This window comes from Candidatus Omnitrophota bacterium (assembly GCA_028715415.1).
In the GTDB taxonomy this organism is placed as follows: Bacteria; Omnitrophota; Gorgyraeia; order Gygaellales; family Profunditerraquicolaceae; genus JAQURX01.
In genome coordinates, this window is sequence record JAQURX010000010.1 from 57,675 (window position 1) to 75,511 (window position 17,837).

At 38.3% G+C, this 17,837-nt stretch carries 19 protein-coding genes; 1 reads left to right on the forward strand and 18 read right to left on the reverse strand.

Annotation, left to right across the window (positions count from 1 at the left end; translation table 11 throughout):
- Nucleotide 1: 1 nt before the first annotated feature.
- From PHO70_05675 to PHO70_05700, 6 genes are read right to left on the reverse strand one after another with little or no spacing between them, the layout of a single operon-like run.
- The gene (locus PHO70_05675; protein ID MDD5432457.1) at nucleotides 2-1,462 is read right to left on the reverse strand and encodes a radical SAM protein; all 1,461 of its coding nucleotides are present in this window, start codon (nucleotides 1,460-1,462) and stop codon (nucleotides 2-4) included.
- Nucleotides 1,462-2,697, reverse strand: a complete 1,236-nt coding sequence (locus tag PHO70_05680) for a beta-ketoacyl-[acyl-carrier-protein] synthase family protein (protein MDD5432458.1) — start codon at nucleotides 2,695-2,697, stop codon at nucleotides 1,462-1,464. The genes PHO70_05675 and PHO70_05680 overlap by 1 nt, the downstream gene beginning before the upstream one ends.
- Nucleotides 2,690-3,952, reverse strand: a complete 1,263-nt coding sequence (locus PHO70_05685; GenBank protein ID MDD5432459.1) for a beta-ketoacyl-[acyl-carrier-protein] synthase family protein — start codon at nucleotides 3,950-3,952, stop codon at nucleotides 2,690-2,692. The genes PHO70_05680 and PHO70_05685 overlap by 8 nt, the downstream gene beginning before the upstream one ends.
- Nucleotides 3,953-4,558 carry a TIGR04076 family protein gene (locus tag PHO70_05690; GenBank protein MDD5432460.1) on the reverse strand — a complete coding sequence of 202 codons (606 nt, stop codon included), beginning with the start codon at nucleotides 4,556-4,558 and terminating at the stop codon, nucleotides 3,953-3,955.
- Between the two features lies 1 nt (nucleotide 4,559).
- Nucleotides 4,560-5,564: a 2-dehydropantoate 2-reductase gene (locus PHO70_05695; protein ID MDD5432461.1), complete on the reverse strand. Its 1,005-nt coding sequence runs from the start codon at nucleotides 5,562-5,564 to the stop codon at nucleotides 4,560-4,562.
- Entirely contained in the window at nucleotides 5,561-5,863 is a 303-nt protein-coding gene (locus PHO70_05700; protein MDD5432462.1) for a hypothetical protein, read from the reverse strand. The genes PHO70_05695 and PHO70_05700 overlap by 4 nt, the downstream gene beginning before the upstream one ends.
- Before the next feature lie 299 nt (nucleotides 5,864-6,162).
- Here PHO70_05700 and PHO70_05705 point away from each other — a divergent pair, with 299 nt between their 5' ends.
- Nucleotides 6,163-6,513, forward strand: a complete 351-nt coding sequence (locus PHO70_05705) for a PilZ domain-containing protein (protein ID MDD5432463.1) — start codon at nucleotides 6,163-6,165, stop codon at nucleotides 6,511-6,513.
- Nucleotides 6,514-6,519: 6 nt separating this feature from the next.
- On the opposite strand, the gene PHO70_05710 is transcribed toward PHO70_05705, so the two are convergent.
- The 12 genes from PHO70_05710 to PHO70_05765 form a co-directional block, all read right to left on the reverse strand.
- Nucleotides 6,520-7,569: an MraY family glycosyltransferase gene (locus PHO70_05710; GenBank protein ID MDD5432464.1), complete on the reverse strand. Its 1,050-nt coding sequence runs from the start codon at nucleotides 7,567-7,569 to the stop codon at nucleotides 6,520-6,522.
- Nucleotides 7,570-7,571: 2 nt separating this feature from the next.
- Nucleotides 7,572-8,189, reverse strand: a complete 618-nt coding sequence (locus tag PHO70_05715) for a PIG-L family deacetylase (protein ID MDD5432465.1) — start codon at nucleotides 8,187-8,189, stop codon at nucleotides 7,572-7,574.
- A gap of 9 nt (nucleotides 8,190-8,198) precedes the next feature.
- Nucleotides 8,199-8,894, reverse strand: a complete 696-nt coding sequence (locus PHO70_05720; protein MDD5432466.1) for a WbqC family protein — start codon at nucleotides 8,892-8,894, stop codon at nucleotides 8,199-8,201.
- Between the two features lie 2 nt (nucleotides 8,895-8,896).
- Nucleotides 8,897-10,048 carry a glycosyltransferase family 4 protein gene (locus tag PHO70_05725; GenBank protein MDD5432467.1) on the reverse strand — a complete coding sequence of 384 codons (1,152 nt, stop codon included), beginning with the start codon at nucleotides 10,046-10,048 and terminating at the stop codon, nucleotides 8,897-8,899.
- Nucleotides 10,049-10,056: 8 nt separating this feature from the next.
- Nucleotides 10,057-11,214, reverse strand: a complete 1,158-nt coding sequence (locus PHO70_05730; GenBank protein ID MDD5432468.1) for a radical SAM protein — start codon at nucleotides 11,212-11,214, stop codon at nucleotides 10,057-10,059.
- A complete protein-coding gene (locus tag PHO70_05735; protein MDD5432469.1) occupies nucleotides 11,211-12,389 on the reverse strand; it encodes a DegT/DnrJ/EryC1/StrS family aminotransferase in 1,179 nt (392 codons plus the stop codon). Before PHO70_05735 ends, PHO70_05730 begins: the two co-directional genes overlap by 4 nt.
- Complete coding sequence (locus PHO70_05740) at nucleotides 12,386-13,045, reverse strand: class I SAM-dependent methyltransferase (GenBank protein MDD5432470.1); 660 nt, start codon at nucleotides 13,043-13,045, stop codon at nucleotides 12,386-12,388. The genes PHO70_05735 and PHO70_05740 overlap by 4 nt, the downstream gene beginning before the upstream one ends.
- Before the next feature lie 13 nt (nucleotides 13,046-13,058).
- On the reverse strand, nucleotides 13,059-14,117 hold the full coding sequence (locus PHO70_05745) for a glycosyltransferase family 9 protein (protein ID MDD5432471.1): 1,059 nt from the start codon (nucleotides 14,115-14,117) through the stop codon (nucleotides 13,059-13,061).
- Between the two features lie 10 nt (nucleotides 14,118-14,127).
- Nucleotides 14,128-15,273: a glycosyltransferase family 9 protein gene (locus PHO70_05750; protein ID MDD5432472.1), complete on the reverse strand. Its 1,146-nt coding sequence runs from the start codon at nucleotides 15,271-15,273 to the stop codon at nucleotides 14,128-14,130.
- Between the two features lie 13 nt (nucleotides 15,274-15,286).
- Nucleotides 15,287-16,405 (reverse strand): glycosyltransferase, encoded by a 1,119-nt coding sequence (locus PHO70_05755; GenBank protein MDD5432473.1) that lies wholly within the window; start codon nucleotides 16,403-16,405, stop codon nucleotides 15,287-15,289.
- Nucleotides 16,402-17,586 carry a glycosyltransferase gene (locus PHO70_05760; protein MDD5432474.1) on the reverse strand — a complete coding sequence of 395 codons (1,185 nt, stop codon included), beginning with the start codon at nucleotides 17,584-17,586 and terminating at the stop codon, nucleotides 16,402-16,404. Before PHO70_05760 ends, PHO70_05755 begins: the two co-directional genes overlap by 4 nt.
- Before the next feature lie 40 nt (nucleotides 17,587-17,626).
- Nucleotides 17,627-17,837, reverse strand: a 211-nt coding sequence (locus PHO70_05765; GenBank protein ID MDD5432475.1) for a hypothetical protein, incomplete at its 5' end; no start/stop codon positions are given.

The window sequence follows — 17,837 nt, forward strand, 5'->3', positions numbered from 1 at the left end:
CTTATATCTGCACTTCACCCTTTGTCGCTGCTGCTTCCCATTTATTAATTCCATTCATAACATCCTGAAAGCAAAGCTTAGCAAGCGGGTCAAAATTACTTTCCATAATCCGGTTGATTCTTCCGGGTTTTGAGAAAAATTCACGCATGCACCATGAACCAAGGCGCCCTAAATCTTCTGTAGTTAAATGGTCGGTTGGAATAACCGGATGCAGAAAATCCCAAGTACTGAAATCAACCTTCTTTGGATCCATCCAATTCTTCTTTAAAGCAATCCTCCACATTGGTGAATTCGGAGCAGGCGTAACGTAACCCACCCACATAATATCCGGATCCACTGCGTCGGTAAATTCAAACCGCTTCTTAATAATCTCCTCAGTATCATAATCAAAACCCATCATAATATCGGCAACTATCGCAATATCCTGCTTACGCAAAATTTCAATCGTCTTTTGAATCTGGTCTATTGTGATACCTTTTGCTATTCTTTTAAGCTCTGACTGCGTTGTAACCTCTATACCAAATACGCCCATAAACAACCCTGTCTCTTTCATTAAAGGAAGGACTGATTCGCAATTAACCCAGTCAATTGCACGCCCTAAAGATACCCATTTAATTGGGTTATTCGCTGCTTTTTTAAGCTCGCAGAATTTCTGCACTCTCTTGGGATCCACGTTAAAATTGTCATCCTGGATAACTACAACCTTAACCCCGTATTTTTTATGCAAAAGATTAAGCTCTTCCATGACTCTTTCCGGGCTCTTTGCGCGCCACTTTAAGAAATCAGACGGTGAACGCGGGTCAAACTGGTCCCATTCATAACAAAATGTGCACGCTGAAGGACAGCCTCGGGAAGTCACCATATCCACAAACGGCTTCCAATAAGTATGCCCCACATATTTATCCATTGGAAATAAATCATAGGCGGGAAGTGGTAATTTATCCAAATCTTCCATGAGCGGCTTATGCGGGCCCATTACAATCTCACCATCAATACGAGAAGTTACACCGCCCACATCTTTTAAACTTTTCTTTTTATCTATTGCCTCAATTAAATCTCCGAAAGATTCCTCTTCTCCCATTACTACAAAATCAACTGCCGGATTCTCTTCTAAAGTTGGTACTGGCATGGCCGAATACCACAAGCCGCCAAAGATTATCTTTGTTTTAGGTAATGCCTTTTTAATTTTTTGTGCTGCCTCTTTAAAATGCCTTAATACGCCGTATCCGCCATAACCATGCAACTGTTCACCCATTACAACAACATCAGGATTCTTCTCTTTAACCTGTTCAACTAATTCATCCATGGGTGTTTGAAATGCTTTCCCGTCGATAACTGCAACATCGGTATAGCCTCTCTCGCGGACATATGCTGCCCAATGCGCATAGAGCTGATTTGGGGACCTGTGGATTCCGTGCGTTGCCCATGCGCCTACCTTAGGCATTACAAATAGAATTTTCATTACTTATCTCCTTTCTCAACTATCAATACTGAGTTTATTCCGCCTCTACCGCGGGAAATTATCATCGCCTTATTTATATTATGCGTTCTTGCTTCCTTTTGAACAAAATTTAAACCATCAACAGCAGGATTCTCTAAATTTGTTGTTGGAGGAACTAACTTATTTTCCATTGCAAGAAGTGTAATAATCATGTCTATTGCCCCGCTTGCTCCAAGTAAATTTCCGAAGCTTGACTTTGGGCAGCTTACGGGAATCTTTGCCGCATGCGCTCCAAATACACTTTTTATTGCAGCAATCTCAGAATTATCCCAGATATCCACAGCCAAACCATCTAAACTGATGTAATCAATCCCCTCTGGATTAACCTTTGCATCAGCTAACGCTATATTAATCGCCCGGGCTAACTGTTTACCGTCGCGATCGGGATTAATCCTGTCACGCCCGTCGCATGAAGTCCCATAACCGCTGATAAACCCTAAAACATTCACTCCTCTTTGCTTGGCCCGCTCAACACTTTCCATCACAACTATACCAGCACCCTCTCCAATAACAAATCCGTCGCGTTTTTTATCAAACGGCCTATATGCTGATTCCGGATGTTCATTATTTCTTGAAAGCGCGCCGTATGTATTACAGCAAAGCAGCGAATAAGGAGTAACGGGGGCTTCCATGCCTCCGGCTAAAATCATATTAAGTTTATTTTTGCTTAAAACTTTGCGCGCATAGCCTAATGCCATTAAAGATCCGGCCCTATCAGCAACAACAGTTTTAGAAAATCCCTTTATCCCATAATAAATTGAAACCTGTCCTTGGGGTGCTGCGGGAAACCATGCCGAAGCCATATAAGGAGAAACTCCCTCGCGGCCTTCAATATACAAATCGCGTAATTCTGTTTCAGCATAAAGCCAGCCGCCGATAGCGTTACCTAAGAATATCCCAACCAATTTTGGATCTTCGTTTTTTATATCGATCTTCGCATCAAGAAGAGCTAACTCAGAAGCAATCAAGGCCATGTGAGAAAATGCGTCTATCTTTTTAAGAAGCCGTTCTGAAACATGGCTGTATTTTTCCAAATCATCAATCTGTCCTGCAATATGCGAAGGGTACCTCGAAGCATCAAAACGCGTAATATTCTTTATAAAGTTTCTTCCTGCCTTAACATTTGCCCAAAACTGCCGCTTTCCTATCCCGGAAGGAGCCACAACACCTATACCGGTTATTGCAATCTTATCCATTGTATCTCCTTAAAATTAAAGACGAATGAATCCCAGAAAAACCGCTACTTGTTTTAAGTATTGTGTTTACTTTTTTAGCCCTTGCAACATTAGGTATATAATCCAAGTCGCATAAGGGGTCTTTTTCTTCCTGATTTATCGTAGGAGGAAGAATATTCTTCTCAAAAATCATACAACATATGGTAAATTCCACTGCATTTGCCGCAGCCAAAGGATGTCCGATCATTGATTTAAGAGAACTAATCGGAAGTTTATAAGCATAATCACCGAAAATTGTTTTATATGCATTGGTTTCAAAGATATCATTCATACGAGTTGAGGAACCATGTGCATTGATATAATCTATTTCACTGGGCTTCATCCCAGCATCTTTAAATGCAAGATCAATGCAGCTGCTCATAGCCCCTCCATCCGAAGGAAGGTCTGTCATATGAAAAGCATTGCAGCTTGTGCCAAAACCCATTACTTCTGCATAAATACGCGCATTTCTTTTTAGGGCATGATTTAATTCTTCCAAAACCAATATCCCAGCGCCTTCAGAAAGGACAAACCCGTTACGCTTATTATCAAACGGCCGAGAAGCTTTTTCCGGATTCTCGTTATTAACTGCCAAAACATTAACTACATCAAAAGCGCCAAATGTAATTGGCGTAAGGGGCGCTTCTGCAGCGCCACAAATCATGATATCCTGCTCTCCATCCTGAATAGTCTCAAGGCCAAAACCCATTGAGTCTGTCCCGGCAGTACACCCTGTAGATAGAGTATTACAAATTCCTTTTAATCCATACCGGGCGCTAATCTCGATTGAGGGAGTATTAAACATCGCGGCATCATACAAATCAGGGCGGACCCTTGAAGGATCAATGGGATTCTTACCGTCGTCGGTAACAAGGGCAAATTCCTCTTCCATGTATTTTGTCCCACAGATAGCATTAGCAAGGCAAACCCCGACTCTTTCCGGATCTTCCTTAGAAAAATCAAGGTTACTATCTTTTATCGCCATGTCCCCTGCTGTTACTCCAAACTGCACATATCTATCCATGCGCACTGCTTCATCATGGGTAAGCCCCAGTTTAAAAGGATCAAAATCCCTTGCCTCGGCGGCAATCTTTGTATTAAAAACAGAGACATCAAAACTATCCACTAACCTAACTCCAGACTTTCCTCCCGACATCCCTTTCCAGGCATTTTCCTTACCAATACCATTGGGAGAAATCACACCGATACCCGTAATAACAACTCTACGCTTAGACATCTATTTGTTCTCCTTATTATCTTCTATCCTTTTAACCTTAAACACTATATTCCCACCATCAGGGCAAGTTACTGTATCTATTGAGTCAGGGTCTTGCATAAAGAAAAACTTCGCTCCAAAGTTAAGCGCAAATAGCGCAGGAAAAGCACAATGAAAAGCAGCCCCACAAAACCCGGGGATACATTTAAGGCCTGTTGTTTCCCATTTATCACCTATCTTATAACCGAATGTGCATTTTCCTTTTGCCTGCACAACTTCGATAACCATCTTCTTCGGATTCGGACCTTTAAAACTCGGGTCTTTCGCTACTGTTTCGACCTTCCCATCCTTATCTAGAATCTCAGCTTTAAATTCTAGCTTCCCCCCGTCGGGACAAGTAACCAAAAGAGACCTCTGATTATCACGAAAAGGGAATTTCGCCCCGAAACTCAATGCATAAATTACCGGGAACAAAGCATGCGCCAGCCCTAAACAAAAAAATTTCGGCGGATGCGTAAAATCTTCCAAAATAAGCTCATCACCTTTTTTATACCCATGATAACACTCCCCGTAAACATTCATAACCGTGAGTTTTAATCTTGGAAATGGAGTATTGACTTCAGGCATATTAACTAAATAATCCTTTCGTATTGTTTATTAACTCTTCCTTGGTGAAAAATCTCTTTGTTTTCTCAACTTGATGCACCATTTCTACTAATTTTGAATTTAGTGGGGCGCGTAAACTATTAGTTTTTGCTAAAGCGACAAATTCACCATTGATATAATCAACCTCTGAAAGCTTGCCTCTTTTAATACTTTGTAATATTGAGCCGTATAAAGGCTCCTTGCTTAAATTAGCCATTATTCCTGAGAAAATCTTCGCTGCCTCCGTTGTCGGCAATGAAATTAATTTAGTAAGCCGCTCCAGTGGAAAGTCCGGTAAGGAAGCCAAATTAATCCTTGAGCCAGATACTATTTTATGGCCTTCCTTCCATATGCCGATACTTATACTGCTTATCTCCGGGCTGGCAAAACACTCTTGCATGCTTAAGCCTAAAATCCCCGGGATACAATTATTGGCGTTAACGAAAATCTTTAAATATTTCATTGCTTTAATATCGTCTGTGGCTACTACCGGGAAAATATCGCCAAGCAAAACCTTTACTTTAGAAACAAGCTCGCTGTTTTTAATAAACGCGCTCCCGATAATCCAACTTCCTTCAAAATTATGCACGACCGTGCCTGCTTCTAAATTAGTCGAGCCAAACATTACTATGCTAGAAATGATTTTTTCTCCCGAAAGAATCCTTGCGGCGATATCTTCTGCTTGAACGCCGTTTTGAGTAATAACGATTACTGAATTAGCGATAAATTCAAGGTTTTCTTTTATCGCACAGCTTAAATCCTGAGTTTTTGTAGCAAAGATTGCTATGTCCGGGCAAAAATTAAGCCTCGTATCGGTGTCAATTTTTAAATCAAACTCACCCCTTACCCCGCAAATCTTTAAGCCTTTATTTCTGATTGCCTCTACCGCCTCTTTATGGCCGACGAGAAATACATTTTTGTTTTTTGACTTTAAATACCCTGCCACTAAAGCGCCTATTGCCCCGGCGCCAATAACTGCTATTTTCACTTCAAGTTCTCCCCATTCTTTCTTGCAAGCGGCTGGTTATTATTCTTTGGGAATCCGAATTTTTTGTAATCAAATCCTGTTTGTTCCAAAAGCCTAATCATCATACTGTAGAATGGCGAAGGCACATCAGAAAAAAAAGCACCAACTACATCCTGCTCTTCAACTAATGCAGATTTTCTCTTAACAGCATTGTTTTCCGCTTCCTTGACTACGGCCTCTTCGGTAATATGACGATGAAAGACTGGTATCTTAGAAATCATAAGATTAAGCTTTTCTTGAGTTGTTTTATCCCAATTCATAATCTAACTCCCTATATTGGTTAAAGTTAACCCCTTGTTTTAAAATATAGTAAAATTTTACTAATCAAATTTTAGTATAGTATACCTTTAAATCAATTAAAGTCAAGAAGAAATTGAAGAAAATTTACTCTGGAAGTAAAACGGACAGAATTAATTCTGTCCCAAAAGATTAAATAATATCTCTTGATTTTTCTAATGATTTATGATAAAAATAACAAATGAAGAGGAGTTGATTTGTTCTTATTTTTAAATCTTAAAATTAAAGCCACGGAAAGCGTGGCTTTTTTAATGGAGGCGAAATGGAGAACTTAGGTAAATCAGAAAAAGATAATAGGATTTTTGAAAGATTTGCTGCAAATTTCCCTCTTAAGTACCTTGACCTTGATTATAATAAAGAAGGCAGTGCAAAAACATTGGATATCAGCGCTAATGGATTGGGGATAACTACGGATGAATGCCTACCTAAACACTCCAACCTTGAATTATGGCTACAGATACCCGATATGGGACAGCCGCTTTATGCCAGAGCAAAGGTAATCTGGTCGGATAAGTCAGGAACAAATGCGTGTAGGGCGGGAATTAAACTGGAAAAAGCTGACTTTCTAGGGCTTGCGCGAGTTCTTAGAATTATCGGGACAAGAAGAAACTAACCTTAACTATTCTTTTATATTCCATCCGCTTCTTCGTTTCTTGCCCACAATAATCAAATTAGCAACAACTGTGAATATTACAGCTGCCTGAGTAAGGCTCATCAACGCGTCGAGAGAAGAATCATTGCTAACCATAATTGCACTTAGCCCCAAAGAAAATGTAATTACGTATATAAATAATGTCGTCTCGCGTTGGGTAAAACCCAAGTCTACCAAGATATGATGAAAATGATCTTTGCCGCTATAATGCAGCCATTCATAAACACTTTTAACTTTACCCTCTTTGATTCGCATAACAGTTGTAAAAACCATATCAAATATCGGAACACCTAAAATTAATACCGGAATAGTAATCCTTGCAATATTATGTTCCGCCCAGAAACCACTAAGAGCAAAACCAGCGAGAATAAAGCCGAGCATGGTACTCCCTGCTTCTCCCAGAAAAATCTTATATTTTCCTTTATGAAAGTTATAAGGCAGGAAAGCAAAGCAAGTAGCAATTAAAATTACTGCTAACAGGCCTAAAGGATACTGGCTTGACTTATAAAGGATAACTCCAAAACAAATTAAATTTATTGCGGCACTTCCTGCCGCAAGCCCATCTAAGCCATCCAAATAGTTATACGCATTCGTGACTCCCACCAGCCAAATAATAGTAATAACAACTTCTAAAATATACTTCCATACCCCTAATGAATAAGGTAAAAAATTTATTTGGAGGCCCATCTTAATCACAAATAAAGAAATTATAACCTGACAAAGGAAGCGGAAACGGGCAGAAAGCGGCTTGATATCATTGATTAAGCCCAATATCAAGATTAATGTTGCCCCGATTAATAGAGGCATAAAAAAATGCAGTTTGGTTAAATTAAAAAACACGCCGATTATAAGCCCAAAATAAACTGCCACCCCTCCTAAGAGAGGCGTAGCAATTTTATGAATCTTCCTACCTCCGGGGATATCAAGTATATCAAATCGCACTGCAATCGCCCTAAATATTGGCATGGAAAAATAAGTTGCCACAAAAGAAATTAAAAACGCTAATAATGTTTTCATATTTAACCTATCTGCCTTAATACGCGCAGGGCTTTAAAACCTTCCGCGTATTTTACTCTTCCCTGAAAACCACGAAAATTGGCGCAAGACTGGGCGCTTTCAAGGATGCTAAGATTTTCTATTTTAGTCCTATCAACCTGAGACACATGTATGCCCAATAGTTTTAGTTTGTCATTTAAAATATCTTTGATATCTACAAAAATATCCGGTTCAAAATGCACAGTCGTAGGAACTTCATAGAACAAGACTTCCTTAATATAGCGGGTGGCAGAGATACCTGCTAAGGACGCAGCGCGATGATCCTGATGGATATCTTCACCATAATTTAAAAAAACAATATCCGGATTGGTCTTGCTTACAGCTTCTTCAATTCTTAATATCAAATCGTGGTTATCAACTAATTTCGTATCTTCAAAACCTCCCCAAAAAATCCCTTTTGCTCCAATGAATCTGGCGGCTTCCTCTTGCTCCTGCCTTCTTACTCTTGCTTCTCCGCCGAGATGACCGTCGGTGAGTGTTAACAAATAAATATTATGCCCACTTCTGCTATATTTTAAAAGTGTACCGCCACAGCCAAATTCAACATCATCGGGATGCGCTCCTACTGCTAATATATTCATGTTAACTCCTTATTTAAAAAGTATGCTTTTTGCAGCCTTGCCCTCGTTAAAAAGTAAATCAATTGCAGCCATATGCGAGATAAAGCCTTTATTATCTTTCATAAAACACTGCTGATAAATCGGATGCTCAAATTCCTGATACCTAAGCTCAAGCCCTTCTTCAGCAAACTTCTTTTCATCCAAATAGTCTCTTCCGCCGGAACCCGAGAGATAAACCCTAGAATTAAGTTTCTTACAAATTTCAATAATTCTTTCGGTAGAAGCCTTAGTTGTGCCTATCTCTGATTCAAAACAAAGCGGAGTTTTTATACCGAATTCTTTTAGCAGGTATTTAATGATAAAAACATTCAAATCCAACAGCTTATCCCAATCTTTATTTAAGTAAACATCCTCAAAGAACGCTGAATAATCATTAAAAAATGGTGCATGTGCGTAAGAAAGCTTAATTGCCTTCCAATGATCGAGCTTCCAATTAACCGAGTTATCTATTTTTACGTCGCTGATAAGCTGATTGCGTAAATTTTTCGTAACTACAGGCACTGTCAACCAGAGCCAATCTTTCTTAGTGCGGATTTTATTCCTATTCTCAAATTCCCTGTGTTTGTATTGTACTCTATCCAGGAATACAAAACAATCACTTTTTTTTATCTTATCCAAGTACCCTAACCAGGGAAGATATTGAGGCTGATGCACTGAAACAATCATCTTTAAACCATCTCCTGATAAACAGATTCAATTTTTTCCATCATCTTCTTTGAAGAAAACTTATCATCTACCCATTTCTTTCCGTTTTCCGATAAACTTAATCTAAAATTGTCATCCTTTAGCAACCTTAATATTGCCGAGGATAGCTCTTGTATGTTTTTGGATGCAACAAGTACCCCGGTTTCATTATCCCTTACAATCTCGGGGATACCTCCTACCTTTGTAGCAATTACAGGAACTCCCAAACCTTGGGCTTCCAACAAAACTCTCCCAATAGCCTCATTTAAAGAAGGCTGGACCATAATATCTAAAAATGAAATTATCTCTTCAACATCATCGCGCCACCCTGTAAAAACTACCCTATTGTCTAAATTATTTTCTTTTACTATTCTCTCAAGTTTACTGCGCATAGAACCTTCCCCAACGATAATGAAACCTGCGCCATTGTCAATCTTTGAAACTTCAATCGCAGCCCTTACAAAATATTCAACGCCCTTAACCACTTCAAGCCGGCAAACCATGCCCACTATTCTTTGATTATCCTTAAACCCAAACTTTATTTTCTTTTCCAGCGCCTTCTTAATATCAACATTCTTAAATCCCATCTCAAGTCCAGACGGCACAACTTCAATCTTGCCTTCGCGGCTGACGCCAAACTCCAATAATTCTTTTTTTTCTAATTCGCTTAAAGCAAGGAATTTATAAGTAAACATAGCTAGAAGACGCTCAATTAAAACAATCGATTTGCTGGCAAAGAAATTAAAATAACCGTAAAAGTTGCTTCCGTGAGGCATATGGACAACATGCCGGATTCCAGAGAAATATGCGGCAAGCCTTCCCAAAGCCCCTGCTTTTGCAGTATGCGTGTGCACAATATCAAAATTTTCCTTTTTAAAAATAGAGCAAAGACTGCAAAAGGCAGCTAAATCAAGAAAAAGATTAACGTTTCTCCTTAAAGACGAAACGGTAATTACTTTCCCCTTAAATTCTTTTAAAAAATTTATAGTGGCAAAGGAAAAATGTTTAGTTGGCCCGGTAATCAATGTAACATCATACTTATCCGGGTTTAAAGACTGGCAAATAATCCTTACTATATCGGGAGAGCCTGCCCAATCGAGCCGCGTAATAACCTGAGCGATTTTAATTCTTTTCATATCCTATCCTAATACCTGTATAATTCCGTACAGCGGGCACAGACGGGAAATAGTTTATTTTTCTTTAAAGCTTGCCTAAATTTTACCGCCTGAGCATTATTCCATAAATCCGTAAACTTGCTATCTTTAATATTTCCGTATGAAAAACTGGAATTTAAACAGGGGCCCACTTCCCCATCAGGAAAAATATACGCTACAAGCCATGGGCTAAGGCACCTTGTTTGATAATCCGAAGGCAGATAAGAAGAATTGCTGTAATATTCAATTAAACCCTTGTGGGAGAAATTCGGATAGAAATCAACCGCAAAATTGTATTTACCGGAGAGGATTTCTTTAATTTTTCCATATAGAACCTCGGGGTCAATTTCCGGATTAAAATCAAAACCCTCCCAATCAAGAGAAGTGCAGCCTAAGAGATTGTCATATTCTTTCTGTTTTTGCAAAACTTCCCTGTTCAAGAAAATTAGATTGTGGAAGGTAAGCGAACTGGCTTTGATCTCCTCGGCAACTCCAAGCAATTGCTCTAAATATTTATAATTATATTTTGTAATTGTACATTGCAGGTTTATTAATGGTTTTTGTTTTTTATCAAGGTTTTTATAATAATTTAACTTATCAAACCCAAGCATTATCTTATCAAATAACCCGGGAAGGCCGCGGATTGAATCATGCAATTCTCTCCCCCCGTCCAAAGAGACATTTAATTCATCCAAACCTGCGCTTACTAAATCCTTGGCTACATCTTCCAACATAAACCCATTAGAAATCATCAAACAGTGCATTCTTTTTTGTTTAATATACCTGATTAATTCCGTGCATTTTTCATATAACAATGGCTCGCCCCCAAAAAGTGTTATACCGGGCTTAAAAAATGAAACGTTATTAATTACCGATTTAATCTCTTCCGGGCTTAGTTCTGATTTAACAAAATCTGCAGGCTGTTTTTTGGTTACCCCCGATTCACCCCATTGCCCGCACATTTTGCATTTGAGATTACAACGATGTGTCAGAAAAAAGGTTATTGCTTCAGGAAAACCAGCCTTGCCTCTCGCATAGCGATAGTAAAGATTAGCATCAAGGCGTTTATCAAGGACATTTAATGCATAAAGAGGCTGTTTGGTTGCCTTATAGAAAAACCTTCTTATATTCTTCCAGGGTAAAATCATACGCCTTTTATAGCCTCAATAATAGCATCCAAGTCTTTATTTTCAACTAAAGGGTGAACTGGTAAAGTCAATAAATGCTCAGCAAGATAGCTTGCATTCGGAAAGTCATTTGCGCCGTAGCCTAAATCAAACATTTGGTTAAGCGGCACATTATACATCCGGGAACTCTCTATCCCCTTTTGAGCAAGAATCATTTGCACGTCTTTAAGTTGCTTTAAATCTTTAAAAATAACCGGCAGTCGGTTAAAAATAACTTTGTCTTCTTTGGAGGTCTTCGGCAAAATGATATTATTCAAATCCTTTAATGCATTGGCTAGATACATCCCATTATAATTCCTTTTAGAGAAAAGAGTGTTTTCTTTTTGTAGAACTTTTAATCCATAGGCTGAATGAAAATTACTCATAGCTCTTATAGGAAAATCTTTTGGGGGCTTAGTTTCTTTAAAACAACTAATCAAAAAAAACAAAGCTCCGTATATATATGGATTTAAGGAAAAGGAAAAAACCAAGAGCTGGAACGGATAAATTAAATCTCGGAATAAATTACCCCCTGATAACTTTGCTGCTTGTCTATCAATTGCCCCAGACAAATCTTGATTTTGCGTGGAAATCGCCCCTCCTGAACAAAGGGGAAGGTTTTTACCCCGGTTGAAACTATAAAAACTTATATCTGAGAAGCTACCTGTTAATTTATTATTTATTGTCGTCCCCATTGCCTGTGCACAATCTTCCAGAAGAAAGACATCACTTGGAAGTTTTCCTTTAAGCCCGGCAATATCTGCTAAAGGAAGGCCAAACATATGCACTGCAACCACTGCTAAGGTGTTATTAGAAACCCTGCTTAATAAACTCTCCACATCAAGGCTAAAATCATCAAGATTAATATCACAAAGTACTGGTTTTAATCCTGCTTTTTTAACTGCGACAACCAAACTTCCTGCAGTATAAGCAGGAAGGATTACTTCATTCTTAGTTGATTTTTCTTTTAATGCTTCTAGGATAATGTAAAAAGAAGCTATCCCTGAATTAACAGTAATAACGTGGTTCGATTGAATTGTTTTGCCAAAGTTTGCGGTAAAACCAACTTTACTTTTAGCATCAAACATATGCCAAAAAGCAAAAGAAAAAGCATCCAAACTTAAAGGTGAACCAATGATAGATAATTTACTTATCATATTTTTTGCGCTTTCAACAAAATTACCGGAGCGAATCTTTTGAAAAGCAAAGCTCCGACGTAATCCTTCTTTATAATCTCAAATCCGGATTCTTTTAACAATCCCTCAATCTGCCTTGGAGAATAACAGCGTAAAGGCAAATTCTTGACAGTTTCATCATAGTATTTTGCAAGGCTGTATTTAAGTTTTAGCAGCGGGTTAAGCGACGAACGAAAGTCAAGAATAATACTACCGCCTTTCTTGCAAACCCGCTTCATTTCAATTATCACCTTTTTAGCGGCATCGACAGACTCAAGGTTAAAAAGGACATTGATGCAAGCCACATTATCAAAATATTCACCCTCAAACTCCAGATTTAATGCGTCTGCAACTGAAAGATTAACATTTTGAAGGTTTTTACACCGTTCTTTTGCCTTAAACAGCCTTTCTGTAGAATTATCTATACCCCAAATCTGTAATTTCGGGTCATAAGCTGCAAGCTTTGATATAAAAAGACCTTCTCCGCAGCCGACTTCAAGAAAGCGTCCATGAATTCCAGAACAAAAATCTAACGCTTTTTTACGCACACTTGCTGCCCAATGGCCGGAGGAATACTCCCCTTGTTCCTCTGCACCTGAAGTTAAATGATGTAGCCAAAGATAAATTTTTTTTAACATTTACTGACCTTTGTTATTTCCTGTTTAACAAACTAAAAACTGCTTGTAAAACTTCTTCTGGATGGATTTGTTTTAAACAATCCAGAGTATCACAGGACTGTTTATTACATGGAAATTTACATCCGGCTGTTTCTTTTCTTACAACAATTACATTCTTAGAAATATTTCTTGGGTCAAAGCGCACAATATCCCCCGGGCCAAATATCGCAACAAGCGGTTTATCTAATACTGCGGCAATATGCATTGGGCCTGTATCATTTGATATAAAAATATTGCATTTATTGATCAAGGCGGCCAATTCAAAAAAGTTTAATTTTCCGGCAAGGTTAACCACTTTCTTCTCTGAAAGGCGGGAAATCCTTTCAACCAAACCGTTTTCCTGCTTATCGCCCGTTAAAACAAACTTACAATCAATCTCATTTGAAATAAGCTTTATAAGGCTAGCAAAGTTTTCTGCGGGCCATCTTCTGGAAGGCATACCTCCGGGATGAATCCCCACCAATATTTCCTTTTCTCCAACTGATTCATTTCTTAAAATTTCTTTTACTCTCTCATCCCCAGTTTTATCAATTTCTAAATCAATCTTCCTGTCAAAATCCTTAACTCCTAAAGCTGCTATAGTATCAATATCATATTCCATCTCCGGCTTTATGCCGATATCCTGCTCGGGAATTTTAATATCAAAGAAGCTTCCCCTTTCCTGTGTATTTCTTCCTGCTTTCATCTTAGGGCTAATAATATCCATAACCAATTTTATCTTCCCAGCTCCCGATTCCGATACGATAGAACGCATATTAATCGCTAAATCAAACCTGTGCTTTCTTAAATAAAGTAAACTCTTAATATTGCTTAACTGTTTTAACAAAGATGAGCTGCCACCGTAATTAATATAAAAACAGAAAACTTTGTTTAGATAAGGCAGGCTGCTGGCAAGCTCAACTCCTCTTTGGCTTACCAATGCACAGATTTCACTCTGAGGATATTTTTTCCTTAATGCCTTTAAAGCAGGAGTAGATAAAAGAAGGTCTCCCGCTCCGCCTAAATTTATTATCAGTATTTTATTATAATCCATCGTTAATCGCCTAGAACCTCTCCAATAATCCTTTAGCCGCAGAGAATACTTCCTCGGCAGTAATTAAATCCATACACTCAAATCTTCTGCAATCAGCAGGCAAACAACTTGGACAGCCGATATTCTTTGTGATAATAACACTATTCTCTCCCTGCGGGCCCCATGTTTTATAACTATCTAAGGGGTGGCTGCTTCCAAAGATTGCTACAACTGGGACCTTTAATGCAGAGGCAATATGCATCGGCCCGGTGCTATTACCGATAAAAAGTGCGGCCCTTTTAATTAAGGAAACCAAGCCTGTTAATTCTAAACCCAAGGCATTAATCGCCTTTTGCTTCATCAAAGAATTTATGCTTTCAACAAGCTGCCTTTCATTGTTGCTTCCAATAAGAATTACCTTTACATTCATTTGCTCGATTAATTGATCGCTTACCTGAGCAAAGGCGTCTTTTCTCCAACGCATATAATCCTGACGCGCACCCGGATGGACAACAACAAGACGGTCATTTGCGCCAAGAGAATATTCGCTTAAAAAATCCTGAGCAAGCTCCTCTCCTTCTCTTGTCACAGAAACTTCTATATCAGTGTTCGTGGTTTTACATCCGGCTAATTCTACAACCTCTAAGGCAGACCTGATTTCATGGCGTATTCGCACATTACGATCATCAACTAACTTTTGAGTTAAGAAAAAGGCTCCTCCCCAGCCAGAATACCCCAAACGATACTTAGCACCGCTTAAGAAAGTAAGTTGGTTCTGTCTTAACCCCGGATGTAAGGCAATAGCCAAATCAAATTCATTTGGAATCTTATTTTCCTCAACGGTTAAAACTTTATTTACATTTTCGTTATTAATTACAAGGTCCTTAGTATATTTACTAACGAGAAGAGAAATCTCCGATTCAGGAAAAGTTTCCCTTACAGCCCTAATCGCCGGAGTAGATAAAACTAAATCTCCAATCCTGTCTATTCGGATAATAAGTATCTTCCTGATGCCTTCTTTTACAAATGCTGCCGGTGCAGGGAGCAAATGAGTAAGGCGTAAAAGAAAAAAAACAGCTCCTCCTGCAAGATCTAAGAAGTAAAAGCCTATTCTTCTTAATCGCCTAAAGATATTTTTAATCCATGCCGGGCTAATTTTCTTAATACACGTGCGCATAAATAAAGCCTTTTTATATTAAATTCTTTACTTTCTGTACAATATTCTTCCAATCAAATTCTTCAACCGAAGAATCCCAATCTTTCTGCCAAACCAAAGCCCTTGCCTTTATTATCGCCTGAGCCCAAGTCCGCGCGCTTTCATCTGCGAAAATTACATTTGGTAAATTTAAAGATGTCATCTCCCTAAGAGGAGTACAAACAACAAATTTCCTCACTGCGGTATATTCAATCAGCTTAATATGAAACGCCATATCCTGAAAAAGACATTTTCTGTGAGGAAGAAGGCCTAAATTTAACAATTTAAAATAAGGATCAACATCATAAACCCCGCCGGTAAAAATAATATTCTCTTTAGCATATTTTTTCCGTAAATCATGGATGTTCCCGGATAACCCAACCCATAACAAAACCGCATCGGGCATCTCGGATTCAATTTGATGAAATGCCTCTACAGCTAAATCGACATTCACCCACTCTCCAATATGCCCTATATAGCCAATTACCCACTTACCAAAAAGATTATGTTCCTGCCGAATCTTTTCTACTTCTGCATCATTAACTAAACGTAATCTTTCAATTTCTGCGCCATTCGGCACAAAGATTGCTTCTTTGGAAAATCTATCACGGACATAATTTTTTAACCCCCCTGAGCAAACAGTAACTATATCCGCTTTCTTTATTTCTTCAGCTGTCTGTTTGTAAACAAAACGATCAAAATAATTATTAGTTTCTTCAACAGGTAAATCTGCTACGTCAAAGATGTATTTAAAATCTCTTTTTTTATTGATGTTAAACATATAGAAAGAGCCGTTTATCAGAATATCGGGCTTTACACTGCTGATTGCCTTTTTAAGCCAGTGCGAATTCAAGAAAGCTGCAAGTTTAAGAGGACGGTGGAGGATAGGAAACTCAATGACATTAATATTGTCCTTCTTGTAAGATTTAGCAGTTGCAAAAGCATCCTTCAAAGCTGAAGTTATCCTTTCCCAAATGGAATGTGTTTCCTGGGCCACTGTCCAGTTTACTAAATATACTTCGTAATCCTGCGAAAGCGCTTTGGCTATTTCAATTAGCCTGATTTTTATTTTTTCAAGCCCCGGATGATGCGGTATTATTAAAATTTTTTTCATTTTAAATTCTTTGATATTATGCCCATTATTTCAGCTGACCTTATTCCCCATGAATTTTGACTTGCTTTTTCTTTGCGTAAATTCTGTAAAGTAACGTTATCCTCGTTTAAAGAGCTCTTAACAAGATTAATAAATTCTTCGTTAGACCGAGAGACTTTTAACAAATCACCGAATTCATCTAACCCCGGGATTTGAGTAGAAACAATCGGTTTTCCGGAAGCAAGATAATCATAAACTTTTGTCGCCGGAGAAGTTACCAATGAAGAAATATAAGGCAAGATGCAAACATCAAAATTCAACAAATACCCCGGAAGCTCATTAAAACTTTTTGCCCCTAAGATAAAAATATTATGTTTTTCTTTGATTTTGGAAATCCGCTCTTCTTCCAAAAGGACATTTCCTATTAACACTACAGAACAAAAAAAGCTTTCACTTAACTGGCAAACCAAATCTATGTCAAAACGGGTAAAAATATTACCGACGTAACCAATTATTGGATGCGGAATGTTTTTTATATCTGGAGGAATTCCATTATTATAGTTTCTGAAAATTTCCGGGTTGGTTCCATCGAACAATTGAAACGTATTAGGGTTAATCTTTTTTGCCCGCTCAAGCAAAACTTTAGAAACTACAAATACGACATCGGATTTTTTTATTATTCTTTCTTCAAATACTGCCACCTTTAAACGCTTATTTCTTGGCAGCTCAGTAAAATATTCCTGCCAATCCTCAGCCCAATCAAAACAAGAAACAATTCTCTTCTTAAACCATTTTAAAAGGGGATAATCAAAAGGATGATACAGCCAAAGGACAACATTATCAAAGTTCATAATTTTTGACTTTGCTTTAATAATAAGAAAACAAATAAAAAGATTAAGATTGTATATAAACTGGAGCCTAAACGCAAAGGGGATTAAAAAAAGCGGGGTAAAAATAAACAGTTTCCTTGATTCCGGCAAAGCATCAACCTTAAATTTTAGCGCCCTTAGCCAACGGACACGATTATCATGGTCTTGCAACTCAAGATGAGGCAAGAATAATAAACGGAATATGTTTAAAGGTGGCTCAACATACAGAACTTTTCCAACGTCTTCGCGCAAAGAAAGATGCAGCATAAACTGTTGTTTACGCGCCCTTCGCTTCTCCCAGGCATTGATTGAAAAACAAATAAAATCTAACATTTTTTTAGCCTAAAATTAACACTTCCGCCCTAAATACCAGCTATCCATTATTTTGCATCCTTGCATGTTCTAATATTTCTGCTACTTTATCAAAAACCATTTCTCCAGTTGTAAGCTCTAAACAACTCCGGCTCTGCTCTTTACACTCGCGCGCGGGAAAAGCGACTGTTGAACAAGGGATACAGCCGATTTCCGGCTGCACTACCTTAACTGTTGAAGAAAGCACTAATTGTTCATTTGCATCTACCGGC